General features: G+C 63.2%; 17 protein-coding genes and 2 pseudogenes. 13 read left to right on the forward strand and 6 right to left on the reverse strand.

The window, feature by feature from the left end; genetic code table 11:
* Positions 1-6: 6 nt before the first annotated feature.
* A complete protein-coding gene (locus tag AC0L14_RS15270) occupies positions 7-972 on the forward strand; it encodes a sugar-binding transcriptional regulator (protein WP_473750002.1) in 966 nt (321 codons plus the stop codon).
* 87 nt (positions 973-1,059) lie between these two features.
* Positions 1,060-3,114 (forward strand): bifunctional aldolase/short-chain dehydrogenase, encoded by a 2,055-nt coding sequence (locus tag AC0L14_RS15275; protein ID WP_473750003.1) that lies wholly within the window; start codon positions 1,060-1,062, stop codon positions 3,112-3,114.
* A gap of 70 nt (positions 3,115-3,184) precedes the next feature.
* Here the strand turns inward: AC0L14_RS15275 and AC0L14_RS15280 are convergent, their stop codons facing one another.
* From AC0L14_RS15280 to AC0L14_RS15290, 3 genes are all read right to left on the reverse strand, one after another.
* Positions 3,185-4,240 carry a substrate-binding domain-containing protein gene (locus tag AC0L14_RS15280; RefSeq protein ID WP_473750004.1) on the reverse strand — a complete coding sequence of 352 codons (1,056 nt, stop codon included), beginning with the start codon at positions 4,238-4,240 and terminating at the stop codon, positions 3,185-3,187.
* A gap of 61 nt (positions 4,241-4,301) precedes the next feature.
* A complete protein-coding gene (locus AC0L14_RS15285) occupies positions 4,302-5,321 on the reverse strand; it encodes an ABC transporter permease (RefSeq protein WP_292186995.1) in 1,020 nt (339 codons plus the stop codon).
* Between the two features lie 37 nt (positions 5,322-5,358).
* Positions 5,359-6,900 carry a sugar ABC transporter ATP-binding protein gene (locus tag AC0L14_RS15290; RefSeq protein ID WP_473750005.1) on the reverse strand — a complete coding sequence of 514 codons (1,542 nt, stop codon included), beginning with the start codon at positions 6,898-6,900 and terminating at the stop codon, positions 5,359-5,361.
* A 136-nt stretch (positions 6,901-7,036) separates the two neighbouring features.
* On the opposite strand from AC0L14_RS15290, the gene mtnK reads away from it, so the two are divergent.
* The 3 genes from mtnK (at position 7,037) to AC0L14_RS15305 (ending at position 10,564) form a co-directional block, all read left to right on the forward strand.
* Complete coding sequence (gene mtnK, locus AC0L14_RS15295) at positions 7,037-8,308, forward strand: S-methyl-5-thioribose kinase (protein WP_473750006.1); 1,272 nt, start codon at positions 7,037-7,039, stop codon at positions 8,306-8,308.
* The gene (gene mtnA, locus AC0L14_RS15300; RefSeq protein ID WP_473750007.1) at positions 8,305-9,396 is read left to right on the forward strand and encodes an S-methyl-5-thioribose-1-phosphate isomerase; all 1,092 of its coding nucleotides are present in this window, start codon (positions 8,305-8,307) and stop codon (positions 9,394-9,396) included. Before mtnK ends, mtnA begins: the two co-directional genes overlap by 4 nt.
* 340 nt (positions 9,397-9,736) lie before the next feature.
* On the forward strand, positions 9,737-10,564 hold the full coding sequence (locus AC0L14_RS15305; RefSeq protein ID WP_473750008.1) for a phosphogluconate dehydrogenase C-terminal domain-containing protein: 828 nt from the start codon (positions 9,737-9,739) through the stop codon (positions 10,562-10,564).
* A gap of 178 nt (positions 10,565-10,742) precedes the next feature.
* Here the strand turns inward: AC0L14_RS15305 and AC0L14_RS15310 are convergent, their stop codons facing one another.
* Together AC0L14_RS15310 and AC0L14_RS15315 are read right to left on the reverse strand one after the other, a co-directional pair.
* Entirely contained in the window at positions 10,743-11,474 is a 732-nt protein-coding gene (locus AC0L14_RS15310; protein ID WP_473750009.1) for a hypothetical protein, read from the reverse strand.
* Between the two features lie 63 nt (positions 11,475-11,537).
* Entirely contained in the window at positions 11,538-13,235 is a 1,698-nt protein-coding gene (locus tag AC0L14_RS15315) for a polysaccharide biosynthesis/export family protein (protein WP_473750010.1), read from the reverse strand.
* 693 nt (positions 13,236-13,928) lie between these two features.
* Between AC0L14_RS15315 and AC0L14_RS15320 the strand changes: the two genes are divergently transcribed.
* The 8 genes and pseudogenes from AC0L14_RS15320 to AC0L14_RS15355 all read left to right on the forward strand — a co-directional run bounded on the left by AC0L14_RS15320 (position 13,929) and on the right by AC0L14_RS15355 (position 21,118).
* On the forward strand, positions 13,929-14,870 hold the full coding sequence (locus AC0L14_RS15320; protein WP_473527416.1) for a substrate-binding domain-containing protein: 942 nt from the start codon (positions 13,929-13,931) through the stop codon (positions 14,868-14,870).
* A 94-nt stretch (positions 14,871-14,964) separates the two neighbouring features.
* Entirely contained in the window at positions 14,965-15,639 is a 675-nt protein-coding gene (locus AC0L14_RS15325; protein ID WP_473527417.1) for a DUF2291 family protein, read from the forward strand.
* Positions 15,636-17,192, forward strand: a complete 1,557-nt coding sequence (locus tag AC0L14_RS15330) for a sugar ABC transporter ATP-binding protein (protein WP_473750011.1) — start codon at positions 15,636-15,638, stop codon at positions 17,190-17,192. The genes AC0L14_RS15325 and AC0L14_RS15330 overlap by 4 nt, the downstream gene beginning before the upstream one ends.
* Positions 17,185-18,249 carry an ABC transporter permease gene (locus AC0L14_RS15335; protein WP_473527419.1) on the forward strand — a complete coding sequence of 355 codons (1,065 nt, stop codon included), beginning with the start codon at positions 17,185-17,187 and terminating at the stop codon, positions 18,247-18,249. Before AC0L14_RS15330 ends, AC0L14_RS15335 begins: the two co-directional genes overlap by 8 nt.
* 2 nt (positions 18,250-18,251) lie before the next feature.
* A complete protein-coding gene (locus AC0L14_RS15340; RefSeq protein ID WP_473750091.1) occupies positions 18,252-19,286 on the forward strand; it encodes a Gfo/Idh/MocA family protein in 1,035 nt (344 codons plus the stop codon).
* Positions 19,283-20,455 (forward strand): annotated as a pseudogene (locus AC0L14_RS15345) (D-apionate lactonase family protein); the annotation flags it as partial. The gene AC0L14_RS15340 and the pseudogene AC0L14_RS15345, both read left to right, overlap by 4 nt.
* A 47-nt stretch (positions 20,456-20,502) precedes the next feature.
* A pseudogene (locus tag AC0L14_RS15350) lies at positions 20,503-20,616 on the forward strand (D-apionate lactonase family protein); the annotation flags it as partial.
* A 58-nt stretch (positions 20,617-20,674) separates the two neighbouring features.
* Positions 20,675-21,118 (forward strand): D-apionate lactonase family protein, encoded by a 444-nt coding sequence (locus AC0L14_RS15355; RefSeq protein ID WP_473750092.1) that lies wholly within the window; start codon positions 20,675-20,677, stop codon positions 21,116-21,118.
* A gap of 1 nt (position 21,119) precedes the next feature.
* Here AC0L14_RS15355 and AC0L14_RS15360 read toward each other — a convergent pair whose 3' ends face one another.
* Positions 21,120-21,833 (reverse strand): transcriptional regulator NanR, encoded by a 714-nt coding sequence (locus tag AC0L14_RS15360; RefSeq protein ID WP_473750012.1) that lies wholly within the window; start codon positions 21,831-21,833, stop codon positions 21,120-21,122.
* Positions 21,834-21,860: the final 27 nt, after the last annotated feature.

Consider the following 21,860-nt stretch of genomic DNA (forward strand, 5'->3'; position numbering starts at 1 on the left):
GATGGCATGGCGATCCGACCGGCAGAACAGCTTATCCACAAGGCCGCCTGGCTCTACTATGCCCATGGCTTGCGCCAGGACCAGGTGGCCAGCCAGCTCAAGATTTCCCGAGCCTCGGTCGCCATGTATCTGCGCAAGGCGCGCGAGACCGGCATCGTCAACATCTCGACCTCGACCCAGCTTTTCACCGACGATGTCATGGCGCGCAAGCTCGAAGACGCATTCAAGCTCGATGCCGTCTGGATCGCGCCGGAAAACGGCCATGTCGCCGATCCGTCGACCGACATCGCGGTGCTGGCGGCCAGCGTCTTTCTCGAACTGATCAAGAAGGGCGATCGCATCGGCGTCGCCTGGGGACGGACCATCTATACGATCGCCGACATCATGTCCTATGCCGATCTGCAGGATGTCACGGTGGTGCAGCTCTGCGGAAATCTGGGAGCCCCCTATTCCTACCGGCCCGACCAATGCACCATGGAAATCGCCCGCCGGCTCAACGCCAAGGGGCTCAATTTCTATGCACCGCTGGTGCTGACGACGGAAGAACTGGCGCGCGGCCTGCGCGCCGAGCCGGTGATCCGCGAGCAGTTGTCGGGCATCAGCGCGTGCAATCTGGCGCTTTACTCGGTCGGTACCGTCGACGCCGACAGCCATGTCGTCAAATGCGGCGCGCTGACGGCGAGCGAAATGGAGGTGCTGCGCCGTGCCGGGGCTGCCGGCGTCATCGCCGGGCAGATCATCGACGCGCAAGGCAAGGCGCTCGACTGCAGCTACAACCGGCGGATCATTTCGGCGGAGCTGTCATCGCTGCGCAAGATCGAAAAGCGTCTCGTGGTGTTGCAGGAGGACAGCAAGTTCGGACCGCTGGTGGCGGCGATCGCAGGTGGGCTGTGCACGCATCTGGTGGTCGGCGCTCGCATGGCGCGACGGCTGCTCGATCATGCCGGGCCGGCGGCGGAAAAGGTCGCCTAGACACGCAAAACTCCGCCGCGGACGCATTGTCATCAAGGCGTCGCGGCATTCCTGTTTCACAACGAGAGCAAATCGGACGAAGCGAACATGAAGAACCTGTGGAATGACGGCGACGCGGAGAAGCTGGTTGCCGACTATGCAAAAAGGGGTGTGGCCCGCGACCTGGCGCTGCGCGTCTATACGACCAGGCTTCTGGGCGGCGAACCGCGGCTTGTCCTGCATGGCGGCGGCAACACCTCCTGCAAGACAAAGGCCACCGATCTGGTCGGCGACGAATGGGACGTGCTCTGCGTCAAGGGCAGCGGCTGGGACATGGGCGTCATCGAGCCGCAGGGCCTGCCGGCGGTCAAGCTCGGCGCCCTCTTGAAGGCGCGATCGCTCAAAAAACTCTCCGACGAGGATATGGTCGCCCTGCAACGGGTGAACCTCATCGATCCGTCTTCGCCGAACCCTTCGGTCGAGACGCTGCTGCACGCCTTCCTGCCGCACAAATTTGTCGACCATACCCATTCAACCGCCGTTCTGGCCGTCGTCGACCAGGACGACAGCGAGGCGCTGAGCAAGAAGGTCTTCGGCAGCAAGATGGGGTTCGTGCCTTACATCATGCCAGGCTTCGACCTGGCGAAGGCGGCGGCCGATGTCTTCGACGCCGACCCGACGGTCGAAGGCATGATTCTCGACAAGCATGGCATTTTCACCTTTGGCGACGACGCCAAACAGGCTTACGACCGGATGATCCATTATGTGAACGTCGCCGAGGATTTCATCGCCAGCCACGGCAAGCCGCGCACCGAAAAAGCCGCCTTGCCGGCCAGGCTGGCGAAGCCTGCGGATATCGCGCCGCTGCTGCGCGGCGCGGTGGCGGTGGCGCGCGGCGAAGGCCGCTTCGATCGCATGATCAGCGATTTCCGCACGTCGGAGGCAATCGTCGATTTCATCAATTCCGCGAGGATTGCCGACTATGCCGGGCGCGGCGTGTCGACACCCGACCTGTCCATCCGCATCAAGACCGGACCGATGGCGCTGCCGGCACCCGACGCCGACAAGATCGGCGACTACAAATCCGTCATTCGCCAACATGTCGAGACGTTCGCCAAGGACTATCGCGCCTACTTCGAAACCAACGACGCGCTCGACGATGTGGAGCGCACGATGCTCGATCAGATGCCGCGGCTGACGCTGGTGCCGGGCCTCGGCATGTTCGGCCATGGCCGTACGCTCAAGGATGCGAAGATCGCCTCCGACGTCGGTGAAATGTGGATCGAGGCGGTGCGCGGAGCCGAAGCGGTCGGCGATTTCCGCCCACTCTCAAAAGCCGACCTGTTCCCGCTAGAGTACTGGTCGCTGGAACAGGCCAAGCTCGCTTCCAACAAGCCGAAACCGCTGACCGGCCAGGTGGTGCTGGTCACCGGCGGCGCCGGCGCAATCGGTGCCGCCACCGCAAAGCTGTTCGCCGACAACGGCGCCCATGCGGTCGTCGTCGATCTCGACGCGGCAAGGGCGACGGAAGCGGCGAAGAAGGCAGGCAACAGTTCGATCGGCATCGGCGCCGACATCACCGATCCGGCGCAGATGCGCGCTGCGTTCGACAAGGCGGTCGCCGTCTACGGCGGCCTCGACATCCTCGTCTCGAATGCCGGTGCGGCCTGGGAGGGCAGGATCGGTGAGCTCGACGACGCCACTTTGCGCAAGAGCTTCGAGCTCAATTTCTTCGCCCACCAGTCGGCGGCGCAGAACGCGGTGCGGATCATGCTCGAACAGGGCACCGGCGGCGTGCTGCTTTTCAACACCTCCAAGCAGGCAATCAATCCAGGTCCGAAGTTCGGCGCCTACGGCATTCCGAAGGCGGCGACGCTGTTCCTGTCCAGGCAGTATGCCCTCGACTACGGCGCCCATGGCATCCGCTCGAATGCCGTCAACGCCGATCGCATCCGTTCCGGGCTTTTGACCGACGCCATGATAGCCAGCCGCTCGGGCGCGCGCGGCGTGTCGGAGAAGGAATACATGGCGGGCAACCTGCTCGGCCAGGAAGTGACGGCCGAAGACGTCGCCCAGGCCTTCCTGCATCAGGCGCTGGCCGAGCGGACCACCGCCGATGTGACGACGGTGGATGGCGGCAACATCGCGGCGGCGCTGAGGTAGGCTCAAGAACAGTCCAGACGCAAAAAGAGCGGCCCGAAAGCCGCTCTTTTCTTTTGCCTGCGATAAAAAGCTATTTGGCGTTGGGGTTCGGCATCCAGGCCGGCATCGCGACATCGGCATGGGCGAACTGCGGCAGCTTGGCCGATAAGTCTTCCATGTTCTTGATGTCCTTGTCGATCAGGTCCTTCTGGGTGATCAGCGTCGGCGGCACGATGACGTTGTGGCCGGGGTCTTCGCCGGCCAAAAGCTGCGCCAGCGCGCGCACCGAAACCTGGCCGACGACAGCCGGATTGGTGGCGGCGGTTGCCGCCCAAGCGCTGTCGGGCTCGCGCATTGCGGCGATGTCGGAGGTCGAGATGTCGGCCGAATAGATCTTGATGTCCTGGGACAGACCGGCCTCGTCGACGGCGATCTTCACGCCCTTGGCGAATTCATCATAGGGCGCGAACATCACCTTGATGTCGGGGTTGGCCGACAGCACCGAGCGGGCTTGGTTGGCGACGGAATTGGCGATCGGATTGTCGAGCGTGCCGAACATCGCCGCCTCGTTGATTCCCGCATATTTTTTTTTGAAGTCGACCCAGGTCTCGTTGCGGCGGTCGAGCGGCGCGATGCCGGCGACGTAGACGTAGCCGGCCTTCCAGCTCTCGCCATTGTCCTTGACCGCCTGTTCAAGCGCGAGGCGCGCGAGGTCGCGGTCGGACTGCTCGATCTGCGGTATCCTGGGGTTTTCGACATTGACGTCGAAGGCGACGACCTTGATGCCGGCGTCGACCGCGCGCTGGGCGGCTTCCTTCATCGATTCCGTCAAGCCGTGCTGGATGATGATGCCCTGAACGCCGAGCGCGATGGCCTGGTCGACCATGTCTGCCTGAAGGGCGGCGTCCTGACGGCTATCGAGGACACGCAGATCGACACCGAGCGCCTTGGCCTGCGCTTCGACGCCGGAAAGGTAGGCCTGGAAGAAGTCACCGGTCGAGAGATAGCGGACCAGCGCGATCTTGACGGCGCCGGGTTTGTCGAACGGCGCCGGCTTGTCCTGCGCCATCGCCGGGACCTGCATCAGCAGCGCGGCGCCGGCAAGCCCAAGCGCTGCCTTCCCCAAAAGTCTTCTTGTGATCTTCATGTTGTTTCCTCCACTTGTTGAACTCAAATTTCAGCCGGTCGAAATCCTATCTGTCGAAATCCTATCTCTTGCCCCTGCCGGAAAGGGCGAAGGTGAAGACAAGGGCAACCACGAGAACCAAGCCCTTGATGAAATCCTGCGTGTAGTAGGGCGCGTTCATCATCGTCAGGCCCTGCAGCAGCACGCCGACAAACACCGCACCGACGGCCGTGCCGAAGGCGTTCGGCTTGGCAGCGCCGAGGACCGCGTAGCCGATGAGCGCCGCCGCTACAGCATCGAGCAGGAGATTATTACCCGAGGCGATGTCACCGCGTCCAAGCCGGGCAGCGAGCAAAATGCCGCCGATCGAGGCAAAAACCCCTGAAATAACGTAGGCCCAGATTTTGTATGCCTTGACAGGCGCGCCGGCGAGCTCGGCAGCCCGTTCGTTGCTGCCGACCGCATACATCATACGGCCGAAACGGGTGTATTCGAGAAAGAACCAGATCAGCACCGCAAGCACGAGCAGGACGACCACCGAAACCGGGATGAGGTTGGGGATGAAGAAATCGAAGCGGTGGCGGCCAAGCGCCAGAAAGCCAGCGCCGAACGTGCCGTTGGCGACCGAGCCATCAGGCATCGTCATGCCGGTGGCGATCGAGCGGCCCTCGGTCGGGATTCGCTGCAAGCCGACGAGCAGGAACATCATGCCGAGCGTCGCCAGAAGGTCCGGTACACGCATATAGACGATCAGCCAGCCATTGATGAGCCCGACGATGACGCCGATCGCGAGACAGGCGACAACCGCGACGACAGCGTTCTGCTCCAGCACCACCATGACATAGGCGGCCGCCATCATGGCGCTGGTGGCGACGGAGCCGATCGACAGGTCGAAGCCGCCGACGACCAGGGTGGCGGTGACGCCGAGCGCCAGCACGCCGGTGATGGCGACGGACTGAAAGATGAAGACGGCGCTCTGCGGTGAGACGAAGCCATCGGCGGCGACGGCGAAATAGGCAATCAACCCGAACAGCAGAACGATGAAGCCATAGCGGATGGCATGGTCGCGCGCCGCTGCCATCCTTACCCAACCCGAACTCATGCCCTCTCCATTCCAGGTCCCATGATCTGCCCGCCCTTTACGCTGCGCTGTGCAACGGCCCGCCCGCCACTTCGGCCAGCAGGCGCTCGAGGTCGATGTCGGCATTGCGATGTTCGCCAACGATTGTCTGCTCCGACATCACCAGGATGCGGTCGGCGGTCTCCAGCGCTTCGTCGAGTTCGGTGACGAACAGCAGCGTCGCACGGCCGTTCGCGCTCGCCCGCAGCTTGGCCGCGATATCGCGCCTGGCCGAAATGTCGACGCCCTGAAACGGCTCGTCCAGGATGAACAGTTTTGCGGCCTGCGAAATCCAGCGGGCGACCATCACCTTCTGCTGGTTGCCGCCGGAAAGGGCAGACATTTCGTCCTTCTCCGAGCGGCAGACGATGCCCAGCTCCTGGATCTGCCGGCGCGCGGTGGCGCGCTCGATGCGGCGCTTGAGAACGCCCAGACGCGACATCCGCCTGTGGAACGGCAGGCTGATATTTTCCTGGATGTTGAAGTCGCCGACGATCCCGTTTTCGCCCCGGTCCTTGGCGACGAGAAACACGCCGGCGGCGATCGCCTCGCCTGTCGAACCCGGTGCATAGGGTTTGCCGTTCAGCATCATGGCGCCGGACAGCGGCTTGCGCACGCCAAACAGCGTCTCGGCGAGTGCGGTCTTGCCGACGCCGACGAGGCCGGTGATGGCAACGACTTCGCCGTCGCCGAGCGTCAGCGAGATCGGCCTGGCGCCTTGCGCAATGCGCAACCCGTCGATCGTCAGGACAGGCCTGGCCGAATTCCTGGCGACGATCCGGTCGAGGTGGATCTTGCGGCCGAGCATGGCGTTGACCGCGCCTTCATAGTCGAGCGGCTTTCGGTCGAAAACGCCTGAGATGACGCCGTCGCGCATCGAGACGATCCGGTCGGCAAGCCGCCTGATGTCCGACATGCGGTGCGAGATGTAGAGGATTGCGACGCCGTGCTCGCGAAGCCTGTCGAGCAGCGCGAAAAGCCGGTCGGCCTCGGCGCTGGACAGAGAGGACGTCGGCTCATCGAGGATCAGCACTTTCGGCTGATGCGCCATGGCGCGGGCTATTGCCACCATCTGGCGGTCGGCCAGCGAGAGATCGCTGATCCGGGCTCTCAGGTCGATGGCCAGCCCCATGCGGTCGGCAACCGCCTTTGCCTCGCGACGCACCCGGCCCGGATTGAACAGGGTCGGCGCGCCGCTGCCGCTCAGCCTGTCGAGCGTCAAATTGGTGGCGACGTCGAGGTCGGCTACGACACCATCATTGATGTTTTGATGAACGGTGACGACACCGGCGCGTATCGCCTCCGCCGGCGTATTCGGCGCGAAATCCTGGAGCGCAAAGTCCTGGGGCGCGAAGTCGTGGCCGGCAAGGCTCATCGTGCCGCCGCCGCGCTCGTAGACGCCGCTGATGATTTTGACCAGGGTGGATTTGCCGGCGCCGTTGGCGCCCATCAGCACGGTCACTTCACCAGCATGCAAATCGAGCGAGACGCCGCCAAGCACCTCGATATGGCCAAAGGACTTCCTCAGGCCGTGCACGCGGAACACGGCATTATTGCCCATTCGTTCCTCCCTGACCATGACGCTAGAGGCTGCCCCAGCAATTGTCAACACGATTGACAATTGCCAGAGAGCTTCCTAGCTTGGACCAACCGCCTTGGCTCCACTATGATGGGAGCACATCAGCGGGAGGGTGAGGATGACTGGGAAATTGCCGTTCGAAGCACTGTCGGTCGACACCCTGGCAGCACGTCTCGGCGCCAACGATGCCCTGTGTTCGCATATCGGCAAAGATACAATCCGCTGGAAGGTCCGCGAGGTCGGCGACGGCAATCTGAACCTGGTCTTCATCGTCGAGGGCGCCACGGGTGCGGCCGTCGTCAAGCAGGCCCTACCCTATGTCCGCCTGGTCGGCGACAGCTGGCCGCTGCCGTTGAAGCGCTCCTTCTTCGAGTATCACGCGCTGACGCGGCAGGAGGCGAGAGCGCCCGGTTCGGTGCCTGCGATCCATCACTTCGATGAGAGCCAGGCGCTGATCATCATGGAATATCTGTCGCCGCACATCATCCTGCGGCGCGCGCTGATCGAGGGCCGGCAGCTGCCGAACATCGCCAGAGACATCGGCCTGTTCATGGCCCGCACCCTGTTTCGCGGCTCCGACCTGCATATGGCGACCAAGGATCGTAAAGCCGATCTGGCGCTGTTCGCCGACAATGCCGAGCTCTGCGACATCACCGAGAACCTGGTGTTCTCGGACCCGTATTTTGACGCCAAGATGAACCGGCATACGAGCCCGCAGCTCGACAGCATCGTCGCAGAGTTGCGCGCGGACCGCGATCTCAAGGTCGAGGCGCAGCGGCTGAAGCACATTTTTGCGGCCAATGCGGAGACGCTGCTGCATGGCGACCTGCATTCCGGCTCGATCATGGTCACCGAGACAGAAACGCGGATGATCGATCCCGAATTCGCCTTTTACGGCCCGATCGCCTTCGACGTCGGCATGCTGCTCGCCAATTTCTGGATGGCGTTCTTCTCGCAGCGTGGCCACGAGCAGAATGGAAAGCGCGACACCATGCGCGCCTATCTGCTCGATGTGACGGTCGACACATGGTCGGTCTTCCGCACCGAGTTCTCGCATCTGTGGCGAACCGAGCGCACGGGCATGCTCTACCAGAAGAGCCTGTTCGAGGATCAGGGCGACAGGCTTGGCGCCGAACAGGCGCTCGACCACATGCTGCATCAGGTGTGGACCGACATGCTGGGCTTTGCCGGCGTCGAGGTGCACAGGCGCATTCTGGGCCTCGCGCACAACGCCGATTTCGAGACCATTGCCGACGAGGATCTGCGCGCCACATGTGAGGCAAAGGCGCTGAAATTCGGCCGTCACATCGCCGTCAACCGGCGCCAGATCCACAGCATCGACGAGGTCAACAAATTGGCCGCGCTGATCGAACAGGAGAACAGAATTTGAACGTCGGCGACCGCCACTATCGCACCATCTGGCTGAGCGACGACGGGCGTTCGGTGGAGATCATCGACCAGCGCTGGCTGCCGCATGATTTCCGCGTGGAAAAAGTCGGCACCGTTGCCGGCATCGCCACGGCGATCCGCGACATGTGGGTGCGCGGCGCGCCGCTGATCGGCGTCACATCAGCCTATGGCGTCGCCATGCAAATGGCCGACGATCCTTCGGATGCGGCACTCGACGGCGTCTGGGAGGTCTTGCACGAAACACGCCCGACAGCGATCAATCTGCGCTGGGCGCTCGATGAGATGCGAAACGTCCTGCGGCCGCTTCCATCTGGACAACGCGCCGAGGCTGCTTACCGGCGCGCCGGCGAAATCGCCGACGAGGATGTCGGCCTCAACCGCGCCATCGGCGTCAACGGCCTTGAAATCATTAAGGAAATTGCGGCGCGCAAGCAGCCGGGCGAACCGGTCAACATCCTGACCCACTGCAATGCCGGCTGGCTGGCCACCGTCGACTACGGCACCGCCACGGCGCCGATCTATCTGGCAACGGAAGCGGGCATTTCCGTTCACGTCTATGTCGACGAAACGCGCCCGCGCAACCAGGGCGCCCAGCTCACCGCATGGGAGATGGCCGGCCACGGCGTGCCGCATACGCTGATCGTCGACAATGCCGGCGGCCATCTGATGCAGCGCGGCCAGATCGACATGGTCATCGTCGGCACCGACCGCACCACCGCCGACGGCGATGTCTGCAACAAGATCGGCACCTATCTGAAGGCGCTGGCCGCTGCCGACAACGACGTGCCGTTCTATGTCGCGCTGCCGTCGCCGACGATCGACTGGACGGTGGGTGACGGGCTGGCCGAAATCCCGATCGAACAGCGCTCCAGCGACGAGGTTTCGCTGGTCTGGGGCAAGACCGCGAATGGCGAGATTGCGATGGTCCGCATCTCGCCGGAGACGACCCCCGCGGCGAACCCGGCCTTCGACGTGACGCCGGCACGGCTGGTCACCGGATTGATAACGGAACGCGGCGTCGCCAAGGCGTCGCGCGAAGGCTTGAAGGCAATGTTTCCCGGACGCTGATGATCCTGCTCCCACGAATACTGCTGAAAACGGTTGGCAGCGGACCACCGCCTAAACGTCAAGACTGCCGGTCTCGCCGGACCCTGAAAAGACCCGCCCTCGCGGGCAATGCAAAAGATCTGCGTCTACAAGACTCGGGCATTCCGATGTCGATCCACCTCATGATCCGAGAAGGCCGCCACCAAGTGGCGCAGCCAACGGCGCGGGACTGCGCCAATGGAATTGGCTCTCTTGAACTCGTTCGTCCCAAATCGGATTGCCAATCAATGGTAGTGTGATTATACCAGTTACTAAGGTGACGATCGGCAGGGCCATCGTTCGAGATCAGGAGTACGGCTAGATGACAACGATTGCGCTGTTTGGTGCCGGCGGCAAAATGGGTTACCGCCTGTCGACCAATTTTCGCGGCTCTCCCTACACCATACGCCATGTCGAGGTCAGCGCCGCCGGCCGCGAGCGGCTGAAGACGGGGCTGGGCATCGACGCGGTCAGCGCCGACGAGGCCCTCAATGGTGCCGAGGTGGTGATCCTCGCGGTTCCCGACACCCATATCGGCAAGGTTGCGGCCAGCATCGAAGGCAAGCTTGCTTCCGGCACCATGGTCGTCGTGCTCGACGCCGCAGCACCTTTCGCCGGCCATTTGCCGAAGCGGCCGGACCTGACCTATTTCGTCACCCATCCCTGTCATCCGCCGATCTTCAACGACGAGACCGACATGGCGGCCAAGAAGGACTATTTCGGCGGCGTCAAGGCCAAGCAGCATATGGTCAGCGCACTGATGCAGGGACCCGAAGAAGACTTTGCCAAGGGCGAAGCGATAGCCAAGATCATCTGGGCTCCGGTCATGCGGTCGCATCGCGTCACCGTCGACCAGATGGCGCTGCTCGAACCGGGCCTTTCGGAGACCGTCTGCGCCTCCCTGCTCGTCGTCATGAAGGAAGCGGTCGACGAGGTCGTCGCCCGCGGCGTCGACCAGCAGGCCGCGCTCGACTTCCTGCTTGGCCACATGAACGTGCTCGGCGCCGTCATCTTCGGCGAGACCAAGGGCGTGTTCTCCGACGCCTGCAACAAGGCCATCGAGTTCGGCAAGCCAGTGCTGATGCGCGACGACTGGAAGCGGGTCTTCGAGCCTGAGGAGATCGCGGCCAGCATCCAGCGCATCACCTGAGGCGGAAGTAACTGAAAATGGAAGCATTTTGAGCCGTCCGCCCCGGGCGGCTTTTCATTGATTGATTTGCTCCCTCAACAATGCGGTTGTGGCCCGGCATCGAGGAGGGGCAATCTCATGCAACGCTGGCCAATCCTGACTGTGTTTCTCGTGCTACCCTTTGCGTGACAGGCGCGTCCTATGTCACCGCGGTGACCCTGCCCGCCGCATCGAGGCGACAGCCGACTCGCGCCTGCCGAACCTCGATGCCACCTTGTCTTGCGTAGTGTATGCGCACCTCGATCCGCGCCGTGAGTGCGCCCCGACGTTGCTGCAACGGACCTGCGCTTACCGCGTGAACACGCACGGCACCAAGGGGCGCCGCAGCCGACGCGATCGCCGTGCGGCAGGCGCGCACCACAGCTTGTGGGATACCGGGTTTCGCTTTCAGTGGCGCCACAAATACCAACGGATAGCCATTGGTGATTGGCGTCAATGCGTCGCGACCAGTTCCGGAAGGCCTGAGCGCGCGCGGCAGTACGGCGAATTGTCTCGCGGCCTTGGCCTTGGCGGCGGCAGGCGTGATGCCGGCGCTGCCGCTCGCGACTTGCCCAGAGCCCGCGGCCGATCCGGACGAACGGTCGCCAACACCGACACCTGTGGATAGGCCGCCGCTTGCGCCGCCGAGGTTGCCGCTGACGCCAAGTCCGGCACTGAGCGATCCTTTGCCCGCGCCGAGCGATCCGCCAAGGCTTGCTCCCCCTACTCCGTCGACGCTCGCGCCTCCCGCCACAGAGGCGCCTTTCGAGCCGACGCTCACACCAGCACTGACCCCGACACCGCCAAGTTTACCGCCAAGCCCCGCGTCAAGAGCCGAGGCAGGGCCAATTGCGATCGCGATTGTCAATGCGGCTGCGACGTATTTATTCATTACCATATTCCTCCTGCGGCATGTATTTCGGCCCACGGAAATGCCCTCCGCCATCAGCCCTCGCTAGCGAGAGCCGAGCTTCGGCGGTCGCGTCGGGAGCAATGCGTCGGGAAGCGCGATGGTCGCCACCAGGACAGGTCGCGATGGCCTTTTGACCTTCACTTTGCGGTTTTCCCGCAACCCCGGTTGACGGGCTGGTTGTGCCCCCGAGCGTGCAGACACATCTGCACGTGAAGTTGCGGTGGCACGTGCTTTCGGAGCGCGGTTCATACGCTCAGTGCGACGCTCACCCTGGGCCTTGCTGAGGTCAATTGCCTTGCGCGCGGCGCTGAGGTCGCGGGCTAGACCGATGGCCTTGTTGCGTTCTTGCTCCAACGCTACGCTCAGCTCTATCGAGACGCGGCTCGCTTCCTGCTTTGCCGCGTCGCGTTCCCGGCGAGCCCTGTCGAGATCACGTGCGGCTGAATCTGCCCGTTCGCGTTCCAGTTCGAGTGCGTCGCCAGCTCGCTTTAAAGCCGCCTCGGCCACCTGTCGGTCCTTGATGGCGTTGGTCTGCGCGACCACAGCCAGATTTGCGCTTGTCTTAAGAGCGTCGATAGTTTGGCGCGCCGCGCTGAGTTCGCGTTCGAAGCGCTCAGCCTTGTGCCTCTCCTCATCAAGCGCTCGCTGCGCCTCAGCCAGATTGGCCTCCATAGAGTGACGCGCTTCAAGCATGGCGGCCTTCTCGTGATCCGCGAGAATGGCTTTGGCCTTTAAGCCTTTGACTTCGCGTTGCGCCACTTCCAGATCGAGCGCGAGCTCTTCGGCTCTTCGCCGCTGCTGTTTTAGGGCTTGTCCTTGTTCAGCCATCATGTCGGCTACCGCACGTGCCTGCGCGCTGGCGTCGCGTGCGCCGCGCTGCATCGCGCCCAGTTCCGCTCGCGCCGCCGCCAATTCGCGGCGCTCATGATCACCGCGGGCCGGCTGCACGCTCTTCCTGAGCGCGTCGACTTCCCTCCGCGCCGCAAGGAGCTTCTGTTCCAGTGCGCCGCGGTCAGTCCGCACCGCATCGAGTTCCTGCACCAAGGCGGCAGCCCGTTGACGCGCCGTCGCAAGGTTCTGATTGTCTCGGACGGCATCGTTGCGAGCAGTCTGGCGAGCCGCAAGTGCTTCCCCGCGAGCTGCCGCGACTTCCATACGAGCGGCCGACAGCTCATTCAGCAATTCATTCATTTTCAACCGTTCCCCTTCCAGAGCTTGCTGCTGCTCCGCTGCAGGCTCCCAACGTGTGTGGGAACCGCGCACGCTCGGTTGCGTCCCGGCCTGGCCCTTCTCGACACTGGCGCGTTCCGAAGCCACGGCCGAAGAGCTGTCGTCGGCTGCGTCTGCCGGCGGTTCGGGCGCTTTTTGTTTGCCCGGGTGTTCCACCGAACCTGTGATGTCCGAGGGCGGATTTTGTATCAGTTTGACGGTTGTATCCGCCCGTTCTTGACGGCCGCTCCTGGCTTGCAAGCGATCGGAAATCAGCTCTGCCAGCTCCTCCTCACGCAGACCTGCGGCGGCAATGTTCCCGATCACTGGAAGGTCAAGCGTGCCAGCCGAGTCGATGGTGAAAGTATGGTTGAGCTGCAACGCCTCCAAAACGCCATCGCGCAAGGCAGTCCATCGCCAAACGTGCAGTTCGATCGTGTCTCGCGGGGCAAGTCTGTCGTCAGCCTTCGGCCGACCGTGTGCAGCGGATTCCAGCAGCAGGATGATACAGAACGAAATGAGGCACAACATGGCGCTGCAGCTCCTGCCGCAGATGCCACGAAATGAAGCCAAATGCCGTCGGTCAGCAAAGCTTAGCGCGGGGCTGCAGGATGACGGCCTGGAACTCTGCACAAAATTCATAGCTGAACCTCACCGGCAACGCGATCCTTGCCGCGAACGGATTCATAAGAAACCCGCGCGCAGGCTGGGGCCGCGGAGAAATTCCACAACCAAAGCGCGATACTAGCAAAGCCCGCGCGTACCGCTGAGCACCGAATAAGGCTTAGGAGTGTCTCCTCTTTACTTACTTATTACGCTCTCACCCCGCGTATCATACCCCTTACGGTGGTGGTTATCCGGCTTGGCCAGCTGCCGGCGCATCGTAGGGAACGAAGTATCGCTCTTGGTGGATGACTCTCCGATGGCCGGTGGCTGATGCAGGAGCCGCTCGCTGCTCATCAGATACATATCATCTGAATTTGTGGTTGACTCATTATACCAGCTGGCTTAGCTGTTGGAATGGCTTTGGCCAGCCGAGGCCGGGCTGAAAATTGGGTAGATGGCAGGTGGAGGGGCAGCCTGGGGACGGAATCGAACAGGATGATCCGCCCAGGTGAGCCGGCAAATGACCGATCCGCGACACGGACGCGATCCGCCTGGCGAACTGGGATGCATTTTAGCCTGGGCCGCGGAGGCACAGGCTTTTTCAAACGGGAGGAAATCATGAAACTCACTCGCAGAATGACACTTGCGGCTTTCGCCGGCATGCTGGCGCTTGGCACCGCCGCACCCGCCTACGCGGCGGATCTCATTGCCATCATCACGCCCTCGCACGACAATCCATTCTTCAAGGCCGAAGCCGTCGGCGCGGAAGCCAAGGCCAAGGAACTCGGCTACGAAGCACTGGTGCTTGTCCATGACGACGACGCCAACAAGCAGTCCGAGCTGATCGACACCGCGATCGGCCGCGGCGCAAAGGCGATCATCCTCGACAATGCCGGCGCCGACGCCACCGTTGCCGCCGTGCAGAAAGCCAAGGATGCGGGTGTTCCCTCGTTCCTGATCGATCGCGAGATCAACGCCACCGGCGTCGCCGTCGCGCAAATCGTCTCCAACAACTACCAGGGCGCCCAGCTCGGGGCGCAGGAGTTCGTCAAGCTGATGGGCGAGAAGGGCAATTTCGTCGAGCTGGTCGGCAAGGAATCCGACACCAATGCCGGCATCCGCTCCAAGGGTTACCACGATGTCATCGACGACTATCCGGACCTGAAGATGGTGGCGCAACAGTCGGCCAACTGGAGCCAGACCGAGGCCTATTCCAAGATGGAATCGATCCTCCAGGCCAACCCGGACATCAAGGGCGTGATCTCCGGCAACGATACGATGGCGATGGGCGCCTATGCAGCGCTTGCCGCCGCTGGCCGCAAGGACGTCATTGTCGTCGGCTTCGACGGATCGAACGACGTGCGCGACTCGATCGCTTCAGGCGGCATCAAGGCCACAGTCCTGCAGCCGGCCTATGCGCAGGCGCAGATGGCAGTTGAGCAGGCCAACAACTTCATCAAGAACAAGAAGTCTCCGGCCGAGGAAAAGCAGCTGATGGACTGCGTCCTGATCAATGGCGACAATGCCGCCAAGCTGGAAACCTTCGCGCTGACCAACTGAGCCGGCGTGACATCAATAGCAAGGGACGAGCTTCCGGCTCGTCCCTTGCTTCCATTTCCTGGGTGCCCCTGACCGCCATGCCGAGCAAGCCGACATGTTGAACAAGCTGATTTGGCCGACCGTTGCCTGGCCGATCCTCGCAGCGCCGATGCTTGCCGTTACCGTCGGCATCAGCCTGACCGCCTGCAAGATCCTGCCGACACCATCCGGAGAAAACGACGGCAAAGCGCCGGCCTTCAATGCGGACAAGATGGTCGGGGATATCTGGGCTGCCAAGGTGGTGCCCTATCTCCAGCAGAAGGCCGGGCCATTTCCCGAAGTTCATGCCTTGGCGAAAGCCGCTCCAGCGGCTGCCGGCGCCAAGTATGGCAATCCGAAGAAGCAGGCGAACTCGCCATGGACCTTTGCGGTTCACCTCGAAGGCAAGGTGGTCACGGCGAATACACAGTCACGCGCGGCGACCATGGACGTCGATGCCGACGGCGACGGCAAGGCGGATGCGCGGGTGCAGATCGGACCGGCGATGCGTGGCACCGCGCTGCGCGACAGTCTCGACTTCATCCAGTTCAACGATTTCACCAACCAGATCGACTTCGCCCAGTTCGGCAAGGCGTTCAACATCTATGCCGACAGGACAGTGCTTTCCAAGCTGCCGCGCGAAGCGCTGGAGGGCCGGAGCGTTAGGGTTGTCGGTGCCTATGCCATGGGCAGCGGCCAGGACCTGCCGCTGGTGACGCCGGCGGAGGCAGAGATCGGGCCGAAGCCATGAATGCCGCCGTCGATCACGATGTCATCCTGAAACTGGAAGACGTCTCGAAGGTTTACTCGGGCACCGTCGCGGTCAAGCGCGCGAATTTCGAGGTGCGCAAGGGCGCGGTCAACGTGCTGGTCGGCGAGAACGGCGCCGGCAAATCGACGCTGATGAAGATCATCGCCGGCGTCGAACAGCCGACGCTCGGCCGCATTCTCCTGGAGGGCGAGGAGGTTTCCTTCTCATCGTCGGGGGACGCGGTGAGCCGCGGCATCGGCATGGTGTTCCAGGAGCTGAACCTGTTCGGCAATCTCACGGTCGCCGAGAATATTTTCGCCACGCGCGAGATCACCAACCGGTTCCGCAAGATCGACAGCCGCGAACAGGAGCGCCGCGCGGCGGAATTTCTCGAGCGCCTGGAAGCCGGCATCCGGCCCGATATGCTGGTCGAGGATCTGCGCATCGGCCAGCAGCAGCTGGTCGAGATCGCCAAGGCGGTTTCGCTCGATGCGCGGATCCTAATCATGGACGAACCGACCTCGGCGCTGAGTGCGGCGGAAGTCGAGATCCTGTTCAAGGTGATCGCCGACCTCAAGGCGCGCGGCGTGGCGATCGTCTACATCTCGCACCGGCTCGAGGAGCTGATCCGCATCGGCGACTACATCACCGTACTGCGCGACGGCCGCATCACCGGCCAGGAGAAGATGAAAAACGTCGACACGCAATGGATCGTGCGGCAGATGATCGGCTCGGACGCCAAGGACTTCGCCAAGGCCGACGGCCACGTTCCGGGCGAAGAGATATTCCGCGCCGAGGACGTCTGCCTGCCGCGCGTGACGGGCGGGCTTGCGGTCGATCATGTCTCGCTGTCGCTGCGTGCCGGCGAAATCCTTGGCATTTACGGGCTGATGGGCGCCGGTCGCAGCGAGTTGTTCGACTGCATCATGGGTCGCCACGGCCATGCAACCGGAACGATCTTCATTGCCGGCAAGAAGGTGAAGGAGCGCGACACGACACGGCGCATCCGGCGCGGGCTGGCGCTGATCCCCGAGGATCGCCAGCGCGAAGGTCTGGTGTCGATCCTCTCGGTCGCCAGCAATCTGACGCTGGCCAGCCTGTCGCGGTTTGTCCGCCTGTTCCATATCCGCAGCGCCGGGGAAAACCAGGCCGTGGCGCAGATGGTGCGGGAACTGGCGATCAAGGTCGCAGACCCGGCGCAGGAGGTCTCGTCGCTGTCGGGCGGCAACCAGCAGAAGGTGGTGATCGGCAAGGCGCTGCTCACCGGACCGAAGGTGCTGCTGATGGACGAACCAAGCCGCGGCATCGATGTCGGCGCCAAGGCCGACGTCTTCCGCACCATGCGCAAACTGTCCCGCGACGGACTGGGCATACTTTTCGCCACCTCGGATCTCGACGAGGTGATGGCGCTGTCAGACCGGATCGCGGTGATGAGCAATGGAAAACTGACCGGCATGTTCGATCGCGCCGAGGCGACGGAGGCGGCACTCGTCGCCGCATCGGCGCTTGGTCACGGGCCGGTCCCGCACACGGAGAGCCACGCCCATGACTGATATCCCGGCCAAGGCTTCTGTTGCCTCCGCCTCGAACGGCTCCGTGCTGCTGACGCTGATGAAGGCGAGGACGTTCATCGCGCTGATCGCCGTCCTGATCTTCTTCTCGATCGCAGCGCCGAATTTCCTGTCGGCCGCCAATCTGATCCTGATGTCGAAGCACGTGGCGCTGAACGCCTTCCTGGCCATGGGCATGACCTTCGTCATCATCACCGGAGGCATCGACCTGTCGGTTGGTTCGATCGTCGGCCTGTGCGGTATGGTCGCCGGCTATCTCGTGCTCAACGGCATCGACCTGCAGATCGGCTACACGATCTATTTCAACGTCTTCGAGATCGCACTGATCACACTTGCGGTCGGCATACTGATCGGCGCCGTCAATGGATTGCTGATCACCAGGCTGAATGTCGCGCCGTTCATCGCCACGCTCGGCGTGCTCTACGTCGCGCGCGGCCTGGCGCTCCTCTCGTCCGATGGCCGCACCTTCCCGAACCTCGTCGGCAGGCCCGATCTGGGCACGACAGGATTCGGCTTTCTCGGCGCCGGCCGGCTGCTCGGCCTGCCGGTCTCGATATGGATTCTTGTCGTCGTAGCACTTGGGGCGGCTTATCTGGCCAAATACACCCCGCTCGGCCGCCACATCTTCGCCGTCGGCGGCAACGAACGGGCGGCGCGGATTTCGGGCGTCCGGGTCAACATGGTGAAGATGTTCGTCTACATGTTCTCCGGCTTTTGCGCGGCGATCGTCGGCCTGATCATCTCGTCCGAGCTGATGGCCTCGCATCCGGCGACCGGCGAAAGCTTCGAGCTCAACGCCATCGCAGCGGCGGTGCTCGGCGGCACCTCGATGTCGGGTGGCCGCGGCACGATCGGCGGCACCATCGTCGGCGCCTTCGTCATCGGCATTCTCTCCGACGGGCTGGTGATGATGGGCGTTAGCTCGTTCTGGCAGATGGTGATCAAGGGCCTCGTCATCATCGTCGCCGTCGTCGTCGACCAGGCGCAGCGCCGGCTGCAGAGCCGCGTGACGCTGATGCAGATGGCAAAGGCAGGCTGATGGTGGCGGAACTGCGTGGAGCGCTGATCGGCTGCGGCTTCTTTGCCGTCAACCAGATGCACGCCTGGCGCGACATCGCCGATGTCTCGATCGTCGCCGTCTGCGACCGTGACCCGGAACGGCTCACGGTTGTCGGCGACCAGTTCGGTATCGCGCGACGCTACACCGACGCGGCAGCACTTTTTGCCGGCGAAAGCCTGGATTTCGTCGATATCGCCACCACCGCGCCGAGCCACCGTTCGCTCGTCGAGATGGCAGCACGGCACGGCGTTCCGGCGATCTGCCAAAAACCATTCGCGCCGTCGCTTGCCAATGCCAAGGCCATGGTGAAGGCATGCACTGACGCCGGCGTGCCGTTGATGGTGCATGAGAATTTTCGCTGGCAGTCACCGATCCAGGCGGTGCGTGCCGTGCTCGACAGCGGCGACATCGGCACGCCCTTCTTCGGACGGGTCTCGTTCCGCTCGGCCTATGACGTGTTTTCCGGCCAGCCCTATCTGGCGACGGGAAAGCGTTTCATCATCGAGGACCTCGGCATCCATAGTCTCGACATTGCCCGCTTTTTGCTGGGCGACGTGGCGACGATCACGACACGAACCGCTCGCATTAATCCCAACATTGCCGGCGAGGACGTCGCTACCATGCTGATGGACCACAAGAGCGGCGCAACGTCTGTGGTCGATTGCAGCTATGCGACCAAGCTCGCTACTGAGCCGTTTCCGCAGACGCTGGTCGAGATCGACGGCAGCGATGGCACGATCCGGCTTGCACAAGATTACCAGCTTACCGTCACCGGCAGAAACGGAACGATGGTCAGCGACGTCTCGCCGCCGCTGCTGCCCTGGGCATCGCGCCCATGGCACAACATCCAGGAAAGCGTCGTCGCCATTCAAAAGCACTGGGTCGACTGCCTGGCGAACGGGACCGAGCCGGCAACCTCGGGAGCGGACAATCTTAGGACTTTGGCACTGGTGGAGGCCGCCTATGCGGGTGCTGCGAGCCGGGAACCGGTGCAGCTCGACGCTTTGCTGAGATGATCGCCGACGCCTTCCTCCTCTATGGCACGCATGCGGTCGAGGCCGAGCCGGTCGGGCTGCGCGCCGGCGCGCTCACCGCCGACTTCGTCAACGGCAATCTGCGCACCATCCGCCATGGCGGCATCGAAGTGCTGCGCGCCATCGCCTACATCGTCCGGGATCGCGACTGGGGCACCTATGAGCCGGCGCTTACGGATTTAGTCATCGACCAGGGCGCCGACACTTTCTCCGTCAGCTATTCGGCAAGTTGTGCCGGACCAGAGCGAAGCCGGCTCGACTTTCGCGCGACGATCAAGGCTTCCGCCGACGGCCATCTGGCTTTCGACGTGAGCGCACTCCCCGAAAGCGATTTCGAAACCAATCGCTACGGTTTCTGCATCCTGCATCCGATCGCCGGCCTGGCCGGCAGCCCGGTCACGGTCGAGCACACCGACGGCAGCGTGGTGGAAACAAAGCTTCCGCATCTGATCGACCCTTGGCAGCCTTTCAAGGATCTGCGGGCGATCACCCATGAGGTCCGGCCCGGCGTTATCGCCGAATGCCGGATGGAAGGCGATGCGTTCGAAATGGAGGACCAGCGCAACTGGTCGGATGCGTCCTACAAGACCTATGTCCGGCCGCTCGCGCTGCCGTGGCCCTATATGCTCCCCGCCCGCGAGACTCTGCGCCAGACGATCAGTCTGCGTGTGACCTGCGACGGGAAAGTGCCTGCTGCCGAAGCAGCCGACGAACCTGTCCGCATCGAGCTCGGCGAAGCCGGACCGCTGCTGCCGGATATCGGCGTGATCATCTATCCGGGCGAGGTCGAGGCAGCGCTGGCGAACCTGCCGGCACTGTCGGCGCTTAGCCCGCACCAGCTGATGTTCCACTACGATCCGACGCGCGGCCACGACCTCGACGTCTTGCAGTCCTATGCCCGGCTTGCCGCCGCCTACCCGGTCGAGACGACGCTTGAATGCGTCGTTTCCTGCGAGGGTGATCTCGACGCGGAGCTTTCAGGCGTCGCCGGCATGGTGCATCACGCCGGGCTGAAGCTCTCAGACATTGCCGTTTCACCTTCGGTCGACCGGCAATCGACGCCGCCGGGCAGCGCCTGGCCTGAATGTCCGCCGCTTGAAGACGTCTATGCCGCGGCGCGGCGGGCCTTCCCCGACATCCGCCTCGGCGGCGGCATGTTCAGCTCACCGAACTCAACCGCAAGCGCGTTCCCGCCGGCCTGCTCGATTTCGTCACCCACTGCACCTGCCCGATCGTGCACGCCGCCGACGATCTCAGCGTCATGCAATCGCTGGAGGCGCTGCCGTTCATCACCGCATCGGTGCGGGCGATCTTCGGGGCAAAACCCTACCGGATCGGCCCGTCGACCATCGCCATGCGGCAGAACCCTTATGGCGGCGCGACCAAGGCCAACCCCGCACAGTCAGCGCATCGCCATGGCCGACCGGGATCCCCGCCATGCCGGCCTGTTCGCGGCAGCATGGACGATCGGCTATGCCGCGCGAGTCGCGCCGGCCGGACTGGAGATGCTCACGCTGTCCAGTTTTACCGGATCCCTCGGCGTGCTGGCGGCATTCGGGGAACCCGTCGGCGAAGGTGACGCCAGGCCGATCTTCCGGGCCGTGCAGGGGCTTTGCGAACTGGCCGGCTTCAGGCACGTGGCGGCGAGGACGAGCGATGAGACGCGGCTGCTCACGCTGGCCGCCCGTTCTCCCTCGGGCAAGAACGTCATGTGGCTAGCGAACCTGACGGCGAGCGAAGTGACGGTTGATATTTCCGGGTTCGAACGACGCCACCTTGTGATGACGCCTTACGCGATCACCCGGATCGGGTGAATCAGCTGCCGGAATTCAGCACGTAGAGCGCGCGTGAGCGCTCGAGGTGCTTGATCATCGCCTTCTCGGCGCCGTCCGCATCCTTCTGCTCGATGCGGCCGATGATCTCTTCATGCTCGGTCAGCGTGAACTTTTCCTTGCCGGTCCAGATTAGCATCTCGGTGTGATATTCCTTCAGCCAGCCAAGCATCGCTTCGCTGACCGCGACATAAATCGGGTTGCCGGATATTGCCGCGATCTGGGTATGAAACTTCATGTCAGCGGATATGAAGGCCTCGGAATCGCCGCGGAAGCTCCGCTGTTCGGCAACGGTTGCCCGCAGCCGCTGAACGTCCTCTGCTGTGGCCTTTTCGGCGGCCTCCCTGACCATGCCGCGCTCGAAGAAGATGCGGGCGTTCTTGAGGTGCTCCAGCGTGTCCTTCGATGACGACAGGATGATCTTGGCCGCGCCGTCGACCTGTTTGATGATCGACTTGGCGGTCAGCTGAAGCACTTTCGCCCGCTCGCCATGCGAGATCGCGACGAGACCCATATTGCTCAACGCCTGCATCGCTTCGCGGATCGCCGGCCTGCCGACCTCGAAGCGTTCCATCAGCTCGCGCTCCGACGGCATGTCATCGCCCGGCTGCAATTCGCCGCTGGTGATCAAGCGCTTCAGTCTCAAAAATACTTCGTCGGAAAGTTTGCGCCGGACGATCGGCTCCGAACGGTTCATCGTCGCGATCACTCCCTTGACCGGTCT

The organism is Mesorhizobium sp. WSM4841, from assembly GCF_055811515.1.